The following is a 12,202-nucleotide window of genomic DNA, read 5'->3' as shown; positions in this document are numbered from 1 at the left end:
ATTATATACCCCTTAGGGTAATTTGTAAACGTGTGAATTTCAATTTAAAAAAAATCACACCCAAAAGGATGTGATTTTACTTATTGTAATATTCTCTCAGAGCTTCCACAGGCGGATTCCCTGTTGGAGAATACAGAAGTTCGGCGTTGCTCACATAATTGATTTCTGCAGCATCAATATCTTCATAGTTCAAACCATCAGTCGCTTCTTCCACTAATAATTTGACCTGATCCATCATTTCCAGCACTTCTTGATGATCGGCTTCGGTGTACACTAAAGGATCGGCTTCCTGCAGCAGCTGATCTATAATTTGGTCTTCTACTTTAATGAGCTGCAATAACTGTTTTAAAGAACCTTTAATTACATTATCCAAATTCTCAAACTGTTGTTTACGCAACCCAAATAAGACAAGGTTTATTCCTGTTTCATTGTTCATAATGATCAGGCATTTCCTTCTATTGATTGTGATCAGATTGGCCTGCCATTTATATATAGCAGGTACATCTTCATATTTCGTTACGGCTTCAGTCTTTTTATTTATTTCTTTATAAAGTTTCTCTGTTGTGCCAATGACAAACATACTGTTCCACCTCTTGTTCAATTCTTTTCCTTAGTGTAACAGTTTTCGCCAAATTCCCCTACTTAAAACATAACCTGACGTTGTTTTTTCTACGAAGCGGTTGAACGTTAAGTGCGTCTCCGTTCACCTTGTAGAATAAAGCTCGATCAACCGATTCTTGTTCTTTTCCACTTTGCTCTCACCGAGTGCCACGAGCGTTTATTTTGTTCTTCGCGCAAAATCCACAAATTGAAATTTATCGGGCCGGTGTCTTGATTCAGTGAACTGGAATAGTGTAGCATCTGCTAAATAGACAAAGCTTCGAATTACAACCATTTGCGTATGTCCTTCTAAGTCTAAGTACTTCTCATCTTCCTCGGTCACTGGTTCCACTATGATCTCTTTCTTTGCAAAGCTGATCTCCAGTCCCAGCTCGTTTTCTATATATTCATAGATGGAGTTCTCCGCGATAGATTTAGTAATACTAGGGACGACATCTTCACGTATAAAGTCTTTGTCTAAAATAATCCGTTCTCCATTGATTTCTCTCGAACGAGATACTTTCCAGATCTTCACTTCTTTAGAACAGTTTAACCTTTCTCTCAACTGGTTATTTGCTGATTCTACAAAAACTTCATGCACATGAGTCTTCGAGTCCTGACCAAGTTGATCTGAAAGCTCTTTGAAGCTCGTTAATCCCGATACCGGAAACTCGAATTTATTGTGATCTAATACAACGGAGCCTTTCCCTCGCACCTTCTGAATGTATCCATTTTGAGAGAGAAGATTTAACGCTTTTCGAATGGTCTCTCTTGATGTCGAGAATTGATTAGAGAGTTCATGCTCAGAAGGCAGGGTATCTCCTGACATGAACTCTCCTTGTTGAATCATTTGAACTAAGTCATTGTATATGACGATATATTTGTTTTTCATGCTTTCATCACCGCTATAATCCTATCATTTTGATGGGAAATGGTAAACGATGGACTCATAAGGACGAAGCGTTACCTCACGATAATCAGCTGTAGAATCATCATAGTTACTAAGGAGAATCTCTGGATCTTCTTTAAAATCAACGGTTTCTGGTAAGTTAAACGTCGTGTTCTCACCATAGAAGTTGTTTACAACTAGTAACGCTTCTTCATCATGCTGCCGAATATATGCGAATACCCGATCATCATTTTGATCGATCCACTGATAGCTGCCATGAGTGATGATGTCATGAGTTTTTCTAAGCTCGATCAGCTTCTGATAATGAGTGAAAATAGAATTCTCTTGATGCATCACTTTTTCAGCATTCACCTCAGGATAATTACTTGCAACAGGAATCCACGGCGTGGCATCAGTAAAGCCTGCTTGCTCGTCATTACTCCATTGGACTGGCGTCCGTGAATTGTCTCTTGATTTCTGTTTAAGAATCTCAAGTATTTCCTGCTTGTCCATTCCTTTATCTTTCATGATCTTATAAGCGTTAAGAGATTCAACATCACGATATTGATCGATGGATTCAAATTTAGGATTGGTCATCCCAAACTCTTCCCCTTGATAAATATAAGGTGTTCCTTGCATCATATGAATCGTCGTTGCCAGCATCTTCCCTGACTTATCGGGGTAACGCTCATCATCACCGAACCGGGATAAAACACGGGGCTGATCATGGTTACACCAGAAAAGGGCATTCCATCCTTGGCCTTTATACATATTTTCCTGCCATGTAGAAAGGATCTGCTTCAATTGTTGAAAATCGAAAGGTGCTTTCGTCCACTTCTCCCCGTTCGGGTAGTCGACTTTCAAATGGTGGAAATTAAACGTCATGCTAAGCTCTTTACGCTCTGGAGCCGTATAGCGGATGCAATGTTCAATTGTAGTAGAAGACATTTCTCCTACGGTCATCAAATCATAAGGTTCGAATACCTCACGATTCATCTCCTGCATATACTCATGGACTTTCGGACCGTCCGTGTAAAATTTCCTGCCGTCTCCTGGTGCTACACTACCGTCATCATTCGGGAAGTCTTGATCTTTAGAAATCAGGTTGATTACATCTAAACGGAAACCGTCTACGCCTTTTTCACCCCAGAAGCGCATCATCTCATAAAGCTTTTCTCTTACCTCTTCATTTTCCCAGTTAAGATCCGCCTGTGTGACGTCAAACAAATGCAAATAGTACTGACCGGTATTCTCGTCATATTCCCATGCATTCCCACCAAATTTGGACTGCCAGTTACTTGGCGGACCACCATCGACAGGATCCTTCCAAATATAATAATCGCGGTATGGATTATCCTTTGACTTCTTTGACTCCTGGAACCAGGCGTGCTCGGTAGACGTATGGTTGATCACAATATCCATGATCAGCTTCATGCCCCGCTTATGCGTTTCTTCAAGGAGCCTTTCAAAATCCTGCATCGTTCCATATTCATCATGGATATCATAATAGTCACTGATATCGTATCCATTATCATTTTGTGGAGACTTATACATCGGGGTCAGCCAAAGAACATCGACCCCGAGTGTATTTAAATAATCAAGTTTTTCAATAATTCCCTGGATATCGCCTACACCATTTCCAGTTGTATCGTTGAAGCTTTTCGGGTAAATCTGGTAGACGACAGCTTTTTTCCACCAAGGTTGTTCAGTCATGTAAGCTCCCTCCAAAGTTTCATTTTTATTTAATTAAACGTCGCGTTTGCGTTTGGCATAAAAGTAAGTTACGACCGTTGGAAGAACCATTACAATCACCATTCCAATAATGAAGTCAAGCCAATATTCGGTGACAATCGAGAAGATACCAGGCACGCCTCCAACTCCGATTGAATTGGCCAATACACCTTGAGAGGCAATGTACAAACCAGCTATCGCTGAAGATGAAATGGCAATGACAAATGGATATTTAAACCTTAAGTTTACACCGAATAGTGCAGGTTCTGTTACTCCTAACCAGGCAGAAATCCACGAAGATAAGCTCAGGCCTTTCAGCTTCTCATCTTTTGAAGCGAGCATGATGGCAAGCGCAGCTGAACCTTGAGCTATATTAGATAATGCAAGCATCGGCCATAAGAAGGTCGAGTCCGTACTACCGATCAGTTGAATATCAACAGCTAAGAATGTATGGTGCATACCTGTAATTACCATCACTCCATACAAACCACCATAAATCAAACCACCAAGGGCAGCAAATGTATCAAAAATACTAACTAATCCGTCTGTGATAAAGTTACCAATTGCAAATGTTACAGGGCCAATAAAGATAAACGTCAAAAATCCTGTCACTAGAAGCGCTACAGGAGCTACAACTAAAAGCTGAATGGCATCAGGAGTACGCTTTTGCATGAATAATTCTATTTTAGTCATTACCCAGGCTGCTACGAGAACTGGTAATACTTGTCCCTGATAACCTATCTTATCTATTTCCAAACCGAACAAATTCCAAACGGGCACCGATCCTTCTTCAACTGCATCTCCATAGGACCAGGCACTTAACAAATCCGGGTGCACAAGTGCCAGTCCTAATACGATACCAAGTAATGGGTTCCCTCCGAACCTCTTAACCGCTGACCATCCGATCAGTCCAGGTAAAAAGGCAAAGGCGGTGTTGGCTATGATGAAAATCATATTAGCTATACCTTCCCATTGTGGATACACATCGATTAATGACTCGCCGTCAAAGAAAATGTCAGGCCCAGTCAATATATTGTTGATTCCAAGCAAAAGACCTGCCGTAACAATTGCGGGTAAAATAGGTATAAAAATGTCAGCTAACGTCTTAATCCCTCGCTGCAAAGGATTCATCTTACTTTTGGTAGCTTCTTTCACCTCTTCTTTTGATGATTCGCCAATACCGGCTAAAGCTACCAACTCTTTATAAACTTTATCTACGGTGCCTTGCCCAATAACAACCTGGAACTGTCCGTTGGTTGAAAATGAGCCTTTAACCGCGTCAATCTGATTCAGCTTCTCGTCATCAACAATCCCTTCATCATTCAAAGCTAAACGAAGGCGCGTCACACAGTGTGTGGCTGCGTTTAAATTTTCTTTACCACCAATCGCCTCTAATATCTGTTCGGCTTGTTTTTTGTGGTCCATACTCTTCCCTCCATACGTATTATTCGTTGTGAACCGTCAACAATATTGTCGATCCACTTACGGCTTGCTGTTTATCTGATCCTTCGACGCTCAAATCATTGCTGTTCGTAATGATAATCGGTGTAATCGTACTTTTCGCTTTTTCTTCAACGAGTTTGAGATCAAACGTAACGAGAGGATCTCCGACTTTCACCTGATCTCCCTGCTGCACGTGAGCTTCAAAGCCTTCCCCTTCCATACTTACTGTTTCCAGCCCGATATGGATAAGAATTTCCGCTCCGCTTTTCGACTTTAATCCGATGGCATGCTTTGTAGGGAAAAGTTGAACGACTTCTCCATCTACAGGACTGACTACTTTGCCGTCGTGCGGCTTAACAGCTGTTCCTTCACCCATTATTTTCTTTGAAAAAACCGGATCAGGCACTTCACTCAAATCGACGACATCCCCATTGACAGGTGCAATCACCTCCACGGATTTCTCTTTATATCCAAAAAGTTTCTTAAACATGAACTTCCCCCTTAAACAAACGCTTACAAAATGTTCCTGCAACTTGTATATACATAATTCAGTTACGATTATAATTTGTATATACATGTTTTGCAAGCGTTTTATATATAAATCCCGATTCCCTCTACAGCCTGTTTTATTCCATATTCTTTAATAAAATATATAATTTTGCTATGATAATAATATTTAGCGTTACGAAATACTTTACGGAAGAAGTGGTCCGCCATCCTTAGTCAAGAGCAGCGAGTGAAGCAAAATGTATGGATTATGTGGTTCGCTAACTTTTTTATTGCGGGCAGTATTACGATGGTTTTGCCTTTTTTGTCTTTATATATAAGTGAGCTTGGAGATTATTCTGATTCTTACGTACAAACGTGGTCGGGACTTGTTTTCGGAGTCACTTTCGTCACAGCGTTTATCTTTTCGCCTATATGGGGGCGGATCGGGGATCGTTATGGCCGAAAAAACATTCTGATCATATCGGCTGCCGGCCTGGCTTTATCCGTACTGCTTATGGGTTTCGCCTCTTCGGTGTGGCAATTATTCATTTTGCGTTTATTCATGGGTATTTTCACTGGATTCATCCCTATGTCACAAGCTTTGATTTCAACCCAGACCCCTAAGCATATGGCCGGACAAGTGTTAGGCACTTTGCAGACGGGCAGTATAACAGGTACGTTGCTCGGACCGATGATCGGAGGCGTTATCGCAGATTCTATCGGTTACAGCACCACTTTCCAGTTTGTTTCCATATCTGTCTTCATTTCAGCAATTATTGTTTTTTTCGGGATTAAAGAGCAGAGAATGGAAACGGAGGAAGGTGAAAAAACAAGCTACACTTCTAAAGAAGTCATTCAGCATATTTTAAAACGTCCCGTGCTTTTGGTCGTATTGATCGTATCCCTTTTTATTCAGGTGGCCCATTTCAGTATCCAGCCAATTTTATCCCTTTATGTAGAAGATTTGCACGGTCCTGAAAACCTGGCTTTATTTTCAGGGATCGCTTTTTCAGCTGCAGGCCTCGGTAATTTAATGATGGCGAGACGCTGGGGAATGATCGGGGATAGAAAAGGTTATGTGAAAATTTTAATTTTCCTGCTCTTCATGGCCGGTATAGTGTATTTTCCGGCAGCTTTCGTTACAAACATATGGCAGCTCGTCATTCTCCGATTTCTCCTGGGCATGTCGATAGGAGGGCTTATTCCTGTTCGGACTGCTTATATAAGACAAGAAGCTCCTATCGCCATGCAGGGCGAGGTCCTTGGTTATAACACAAGCCTTCGTTTTTTAGGGAATATAATCGGTCCTGCGCTAGGCGGTATGCTGTCTGGTTTTTATGGTTTTTCAGCTGTGTTTTTTATAACTAGCGGATTGCTCATCTTATGTGGGGTGACCCTGCTTATTGCCGCACAAAAAGCCACAACACAGGTGAAAAGAGCTCCGTCTGTTTAACTAAAACCCCTTGTGTTAATATAAGTGTATATACATTACATAAGGAGATGAAAAGATGTCACGCGCCTTAATTGTTATTGATTATACGTATGATTTCGTGGCTAGTGATGGTGCCCTGACGTGCGGGGATCCTGGTCAAAGTATCGAAGGGAAAATCACGTCACTTGCAGAAGAATTCCTATCGAATGAAGAGTATGTTGTATTCGCTGTGGATGTTCACGATGAAAACGACGTGTTCCATCCGGAAACACGCTTGTTCCCGCCCCATAACATTCGCGGCACAAAAGGTCGTGACCTTTATGGGAAACTGAAAGGGCTGCACGAAGAGTATCAATCTGCATCACATGTAGAATATAAAGATAAAACAAGATACAGCGCATTTTGCGGCACAGATTTAGATGTGAAATTACGTGATCGGGGAATAACAGAACTCCATCTAGTCGGCGTATGCACTGATATTTGCGTTCTGCACACAGCCGTAGATGCGTATAATTCAGGTTACAAAATTGTGATTCCAAAAGACGCTGTGGCAAGCTTCAACCAAACAGGGCATGAATGGGCACTTGGACATTTTGAATCGGTTCTTGGAGCCACCGTGAATTGACCGACATAAAGCACCTTCTTTTATGACGAGGTGCTGTTTTTATTTTGGCTATGTTAAAGGTGTTTGTTGACGTTTATAAGAGGATTATTCACCAATATGGCAGGATTTTTATGGGTGAGTAGATCAGGGCGGCGGGGAATGACTCGCTTCCCACGGGAGCGCGGTGAGCTTCCTCAGGAATCCCGCTGGTTAGTACCTAACAGCAGTTATTTTATATGAAGCACCGAATTAGATGTTCGAGCGAGATTCCTTGGATAACAGTACTTGAATTTTTGTAACACCTCAAGCCCTAGTTTAATTAGGGGATCTTTCTGAACTTGATGATAGTTTCGAGCACCTCCCAATTTTATGGTGGCTTTAGAAAACGGTGAGACTCCTGTGGGATGTACATGAGAGGTGAGATCCCGGAATGCGAAGCCTGAGGAAGCTCACCACATGCCCACGGAAAGCGATCCGTTTTCTAAAGCCACCATATCCTCATACAAAAGTCTCGAAACTGAGTGTTCAAGAATAGGGAGTTTATATGAATATCAATTTAACAGCGCCATTCTTTTAAAAAAATGTTCAAAAATAAGCCATTTGATATTCTTGCAAAAATCGAATATGATGGTATATGGACATTTGTGAATTTTATTAAAAAAGCAGCAATATATAGTAGGAGGAATCATCCATGAGCTCACTAGATTACCGAGTTCTGTTGTATTACAAGTATGTAGATATGCCTGACTATGAAGAGTACTGTGCCAGCCATCTGAAATTCTGCAAAGACTTGGATTTGCGCGGTCGTATCATTGTTTCTCCTGAAGGAATCAATGGAACCGTTTCTGGTACTGTCGAACAGGTAGAACAATATATGGATTATGTTCGTTCAGATGACCGTTTTGCAGACATGCATTTTAAGATTGATGAGCACGAAGGCCACGCTTTTAAGAAGATGCATTGCCGCGTCAAACCTGAGCTTGTCAATTGGAGCATCGAGGACGACGATATCGATCCAAAAACGTTTGGCGGGAAACACTTGAAGCCAAAAGAATTTTACGAAATGCTCCAAGATGACGAGACGGTCGTCATCGATGGCCGTAACGAATATGAGTATCGTATCGGTCATTTCCGTAACGCTATCCAGCCCGGTGTCGATCACTCTCGTGAATTTCCGGAGTGGATCGCTGAAAATGCTGATCAATGGAAAGATAAGAAAGTCATCACGTACTGCACCGGCGGAATCCGCTGTGAAAAGCTTACAGGTATTCTTAAGCGTAATGGTGTAGATGACGTTTACCAGCTAGAAGGCGGAATTACAACGTACGGGAAAGATCCTGAGGTCAAAGGTCAATTGTTTGACGGCAAAATGTATGTGTTCGATGAGCGCATTTCCGTTCCTATCAATCAAGTAGATGAAAACATCGTAGCCGAATGCGAACACTGTGGTAAAAAAGAAGATCGAATGATCAATTGCAGCAACCCTGTGTGCAACAGGCAATATGTGTGCTGTAAAGAATGTGAGATTGAACAGCATGCTGCCTGCACTACTGAATGTAAAGAACATCCTGAAAACCGCTGGGATGCGGAACAGCAGAAGCAGATTGATAAATACGATCGTATTTCTGGTTAAACGCTCGCTTTAGAGAAAATATTCTCTAAGCGAGTTTTTTTTGTTTCAGTTTCCGATCATCAAATGCGTAATCCAGAGCTACGAGCAGCAAAGCGAATATCCATTGTGACCAAAAGTGCATGCTAACACTTGCCACAATTTCATCGACGATATAAACAGCGGTCCATGTAACTAACAGATCGACAGCTATTTTCACCCTTACTCTCTGGCTCCTAATGAACTGATACCGTAAACTTAATGAGATGAGGAGCTTACTCAACAATTCGAAAAAAGCCCCGATAACAAAAACCAATACTCCAAATAGAATGAGAGATCGGTTCGATTCATAAGTGACGCCTAACACTTGAAAAAGTCCGACCATTCCAAGGAAAAGCACACCTAAAACCAAAGCTATCCCTAATAAAATGATGAAAGATAAACTTGAGATGACAACAACTTTTGTCTTTGTTTCTAATTCATTAAACGGTTTTTTCTTCGACATGATGTTCATCCTTTTTTAACTTTCGGGATCAGCTGTAAGAACTTCTTTGAACATGCACATATCCTTCTGCTGTTTCAAGCTGTTCGTTACGAATATACACCCCGGATTGCTCTGCTATTCCATACCCTTCAGGTGCATCCAACATTTCTAACGATTGTTTTAAATGCTCTTCCTCTTGCCATTCTAAATAGTGTACAGACAGAACAAGGTTGGATAGCAGCCCTAACCCTTCTTTGAATAATACGACACGTTCTTCGTTGTCTGCAGCTGATATTACACACGTGTCTGGTACAATCAGCGCTCCAGCCGAGTGACCAGCCAAAGGAGTCCCTTGAGCATAGAGTCTCTTTAACACTTCCCCTACTTCGGTCTGCACAACGTACTGCTGATATTTGACCGAATTACCTCCGCCAATGATAACAGCACTTGCTTTGTATAAACATTCGATTTCTCCTTCAGAATACCTTTGTTTTAATTGTAAAAGGATAAACTCTTGTTTCGGCACATGTTTCACTATGGGCTCGGTATAGATTGAACTATACTCCTCAATACCCATATTATTCCTTTTTAAATACAATATAACGATAGGCCCCTCTTCCACCAACAATGAAAATTTATGGGCCAGCTGATCTGTCATTGGCGGGCCGCCGCCAAACAAAAATAAATGACGGTCCTTCATAATCACTCAGCCCCCTTCCCATGCTTCCGGTAGGCCGCATGATAGGTAGACCCTATCCCCCGTTCAAATGAGAGAGCGTGCTGAATAGCACTCGTCACAAAGTCTTTTGCTTTGAAAACTGCTTCCTCCATAGTTTTTCCTTTAGCCAATTCTGCAGTGATAGCTGCTGAATACGTGCATCCTGCTCCACTCGTATGAATGGTCTGGACTCGTTCGGACTGAAGAGTCGTCATTTCTTCCCCATCAAAAAGAATATCTATGGCTGGATGATCCTTCAGGGAACCGCCTTTTATGAGGACATATTCGGGACCTAAATTATGAAGCTCGCGGGCGGCCCTCTCCATTTGTTCCGGCGATTCTGGTACAGGCTGTCTCAGTATGCGGGCCGCTTCTTCCAAATTGGGTGTGATGATTGCTGCTGACGGCAGCAGCTGTTTGATCAGCGTTTCGATCGCCTCATCTTGGAGGAGCTGGGAACCCATTTTCCCGATCATGACGGGGTCGACTACTATATTTTTTACCTCGTAGAACTTTAAAAGTTCACTTGTACGTTTAATGATATCTTCGGTGAACAGCATACCAGTTTTCACGGCATCTGGACCGACATGTTCAAAAGAGGCGTGAATCTGGGCTTCCACTGCTTCTACCGGTTGAGTGAATATCCTTTGTTCAGTCGTTGAGTTGCCGGCGACGATCGCAGTGACGGCACTCATTCCATAGATGTCTAATTCCTGAAAGGTTTTTAAATCAGCTTGAATTCCCGCACTTCCCTGGGCTGCGGATCCCGCTATTGTTAAGGCTCGTGGTATACTCAATAGGTCATCTCCGTTCAAATTCGACTTAGCTGAATTGTACCAAAATTTGTTACACTAAGGCTGTTGATTTAATGTGAGGAGGGATCGTTTTGAAGCCTTTTACTCAACAAGTGATTCATGTGATTTCATCGATCCCCGCAGGGACTGTCATGACCTATGGACAGGTTGCCCGGGCAGCCGGCAGTCCCCGGGCCGCACGTCAAGTGGTCAGGGTATTACATACGATGAGCCGCAAATATAACCTTCCGTGGCATCGTGTGGTCAACGGGAAAGGTGAAATCGCGATAAAAGATGAAGAATCTGCTTTTGAGCAGCAGTCCGCTCTTGAAGCAGAAGGCGTCGTAGTCGTTAATAAAAAGATCGACTTACAGGAGTTTCAATATACTGGAGTAAAGCAAGGAGATCACTATGTTTGAGATTAGAAAATATCCGGAATTATCCTGGTCATTATCGAGGCATAAAACAATGCTTACCTGCTCGAGAAAGTATGCTTATGATTATTACCTTTCACATAACGGCTGGTTAAGCAACGCTGATTCACTGGCCAGACAAACGTACCGGCTGAAAAAAATCACGAATCTGGAAATGCACTTTGGAAGTGTTGTCCACGACTTAATCTACCAAATCATCCAGCGGGTGTTAAGCAATAAAGAGATACCTGATGAAGAAGCAGTCGTTGACGAGATCCGTCACCATTTAAACAGAAGCTTCATCGAATCTACAAAAAAAGAGCATTTATGGCAGCATCGTCCCAAACACTATACGATGCTGCACGAAATCTATTACAGTCAAACCAATACGCTGCCTGAAGGAAAAATCCAAAAAATCACGGATCGTCTGTCTACGACGGTTAAGAATTTTTTTGCCAGTCAATCTTTTGCTGACGTCTTGAACAAACAAGATATGCGATTTATGGAGTCTGAAAAATTCCGATACATGATGGTGGATGGAGTGAAAATTTTTGTAGTGATGGATTTGCTGTATCGTGATTTACAAAATGACAAATGGGTGATTGTAGACTGGAAAACGGGTAAATCATCGGATGAAGATCGTAACCAGCTGGCACTTTATGCTTTATATTTACAGCAAAAACACCATATAGAATCGCTTGAGGATATTGTTATCAGAAACGAATACTTACTGGACGGGACCCATGTTGACCATCAATTGACTGAGCATGACCTGGTGAATGTTCAACGGCTTTATGGTATCAGTATGGAACAGATGAAGACCTTTTTATCAGACCCGCAGCACAACGCCCCCTTGCCCTTAGATCATTTTCCGATGCAGGAGGATCCAAGGGTCTGCGCCCGCTGTAATTATCAGGAATTATGCTTCCCCTCTACTCCCTGATGTTTAACGCCTGTATGAATCGGCTAAACAATAGATGGATGCAGATATAATCG

12 protein-coding genes and 1 pseudogene are annotated in these 12,202 nt (G+C 42.0%); 5 read left to right on the top strand and 8 right to left on the bottom strand.

Going from position 1 to position 12,202, the window contains the following annotated elements:
* Positions 1 to 76: 76 nt before the first annotated feature.
* The 5 genes from LF817_RS06530 to LF817_RS06510 all read right to left on the bottom strand — a co-directional run bounded on the left by LF817_RS06530 (position 77) and on the right by LF817_RS06510 (position 5,153).
* Positions 77 to 580 carry a DUF6933 domain-containing protein gene (locus tag LF817_RS06530; protein ID WP_253934977.1) on the bottom strand — a complete coding sequence of 168 codons (504 nt, stop codon included), beginning with the start codon at positions 578 to 580 and terminating at the stop codon, positions 77 to 79.
* Between the two features lie 198 nt (positions 581 to 778).
* Positions 779 to 1,492 carry a trehalose operon repressor gene (gene treR, locus LF817_RS06525; protein ID WP_253934976.1) on the bottom strand — a complete coding sequence of 238 codons (714 nt, stop codon included), beginning with the start codon at positions 1,490 to 1,492 and terminating at the stop codon, positions 779 to 781.
* Between the two features lie 24 nt (positions 1,493 to 1,516).
* On the bottom strand, positions 1,517 to 3,202 hold the full coding sequence (treC, locus tag LF817_RS06520; protein WP_253934975.1) for an alpha,alpha-phosphotrehalase: 1,686 nt from the start codon (positions 3,200 to 3,202) through the stop codon (positions 1,517 to 1,519).
* Positions 3,203 to 3,235: 33 nt separating this feature from the next.
* Positions 3,236 to 4,645 (bottom strand): PTS system trehalose-specific EIIBC component, encoded by a 1,410-nt coding sequence (gene treP / locus LF817_RS06515; protein ID WP_253934974.1) that lies wholly within the window; start codon positions 4,643 to 4,645, stop codon positions 3,236 to 3,238.
* Positions 4,646 to 4,664: 19 nt separating this feature from the next.
* Positions 4,665 to 5,153: a PTS sugar transporter subunit IIA gene (locus tag LF817_RS06510; RefSeq protein ID WP_253934973.1), complete on the bottom strand. Its 489-nt coding sequence runs from the start codon at positions 5,151 to 5,153 to the stop codon at positions 4,665 to 4,667.
* A 213-nt stretch (positions 5,154 to 5,366) separates the two neighbouring features.
* On the opposite strand from LF817_RS06510, the pseudogene LF817_RS06505 reads away from it, so the two are divergent.
* The 3 genes and pseudogenes from LF817_RS06505 to trhO form a co-directional block, all read left to right on the top strand.
* Positions 5,367 to 6,605 (top strand): annotated as a pseudogene (locus LF817_RS06505) (MFS transporter); the annotation flags it as partial.
* A 55-nt stretch (positions 6,606 to 6,660) separates the two neighbouring features.
* The gene (locus tag LF817_RS06500) at positions 6,661 to 7,209 is read left to right on the top strand and encodes a cysteine hydrolase family protein (protein ID WP_253934972.1); all 549 of its coding nucleotides are present in this window, start codon (positions 6,661 to 6,663) and stop codon (positions 7,207 to 7,209) included.
* A gap of 670 nt (positions 7,210 to 7,879) precedes the next feature.
* Complete coding sequence (gene trhO / locus LF817_RS06495) at positions 7,880 to 8,821, top strand: oxygen-dependent tRNA uridine(34) hydroxylase TrhO (protein WP_253934971.1); 942 nt, start codon at positions 7,880 to 7,882, stop codon at positions 8,819 to 8,821.
* A 25-nt stretch (positions 8,822 to 8,846) separates the two neighbouring features.
* Here trhO and LF817_RS06490 read toward each other — a convergent pair whose 3' ends face one another.
* From LF817_RS06490 to thiD, 3 genes are read right to left on the bottom strand one after another with little or no spacing between them, the layout of a single operon-like run.
* Entirely contained in the window at positions 8,847 to 9,302 is a 456-nt protein-coding gene (locus LF817_RS06490; protein ID WP_253934970.1) for a regulatory YrvL family protein, read from the bottom strand.
* Positions 9,303 to 9,330: 28 nt separating this feature from the next.
* On the bottom strand, positions 9,331 to 9,981 hold the full coding sequence (locus tag LF817_RS06485; protein ID WP_253934969.1) for a Type 1 glutamine amidotransferase-like domain-containing protein: 651 nt from the start codon (positions 9,979 to 9,981) through the stop codon (positions 9,331 to 9,333).
* Positions 9,982 to 9,983: 2 nt separating this feature from the next.
* Positions 9,984 to 10,796: a bifunctional hydroxymethylpyrimidine kinase/phosphomethylpyrimidine kinase gene (gene thiD / locus LF817_RS06480; protein WP_253934968.1), complete on the bottom strand. Its 813-nt coding sequence runs from the start codon at positions 10,794 to 10,796 to the stop codon at positions 9,984 to 9,986.
* An 89-nt stretch (positions 10,797 to 10,885) separates the two neighbouring features.
* Between thiD and LF817_RS06475 the strand changes: the two genes are divergently transcribed.
* Positions 10,886 to 11,212: an MGMT family protein gene (locus tag LF817_RS06475; protein WP_253934967.1), complete on the top strand. Its 327-nt coding sequence runs from the start codon at positions 10,886 to 10,888 to the stop codon at positions 11,210 to 11,212.
* Positions 11,205 to 12,149 carry a PD-(D/E)XK nuclease family protein gene (locus tag LF817_RS06470; RefSeq protein ID WP_253934966.1) on the top strand — a complete coding sequence of 315 codons (945 nt, stop codon included), beginning with the start codon at positions 11,205 to 11,207 and terminating at the stop codon, positions 12,147 to 12,149. The genes LF817_RS06475 and LF817_RS06470 overlap by 8 nt, the downstream gene beginning before the upstream one ends.
* Positions 12,150 to 12,202 lie beyond the last annotated feature (53 nt).

Origin of the sequence: Halobacillus sp. A1, from assembly GCF_024189295.1 — a bacterium.
GTDB lineage: Bacteria > Bacillota > Bacilli > Bacillales > Halobacillaceae > Halobacillus_A.
This window is presented reverse-complemented; position numbering and strand designations above follow the sequence as displayed.

What these genes read in the sequence shown, in the direction of transcription:
- treP (WP_253934974.1), bottom strand. Translation starts at nt 4,645, where the DNA reads ATGGACCACAAAAAACAAGCCGAACAGATATTAGAGGCGATTGGTGGT.
- LF817_RS06510 (WP_253934973.1), bottom strand. Translation starts at nt 5,153, where the DNA reads ATGTTTAAGAAACTTTTTGGATATAAAGAGAAATCCGTGGAGGTGATT.
- treR (WP_253934976.1), bottom strand. Translation starts at nt 1,492, where the DNA reads ATGAAAAACAAATATATCGTCATATACAATGACTTAGTTCAAATGATT.
- LF817_RS06485 (WP_253934969.1), bottom strand. Translation starts at nt 9,981, where the DNA reads ATGAAGGACCGTCATTTATTTTTGTTTGGCGGCGGCCCGCCAATGACA.
- LF817_RS06500 (WP_253934972.1), top strand. Translation starts at nt 6,661, where the DNA reads ATGTCACGCGCCTTAATTGTTATTGATTATACGTATGATTTCGTGGCT.
- LF817_RS06470 (WP_253934966.1), top strand. Translation starts at nt 11,205, where the DNA reads ATGTTTGAGATTAGAAAATATCCGGAATTATCCTGGTCATTATCGAGG.
- LF817_RS06490 (WP_253934970.1), bottom strand. Translation starts at nt 9,302, where the DNA reads ATGTCGAAGAAAAAACCGTTTAATGAATTAGAAACAAAGACAAAAGTT.
- trhO (WP_253934971.1), top strand. Translation starts at nt 7,880, where the DNA reads ATGAGCTCACTAGATTACCGAGTTCTGTTGTATTACAAGTATGTAGAT.
- LF817_RS06530 (WP_253934977.1), bottom strand. Translation starts at nt 580, where the DNA reads ATGTTTGTCATTGGCACAACAGAGAAACTTTATAAAGAAATAAATAAA.
- treC (WP_253934975.1), bottom strand. Translation starts at nt 3,202, where the DNA reads ATGACTGAACAACCTTGGTGGAAAAAAGCTGTCGTCTACCAGATTTAC.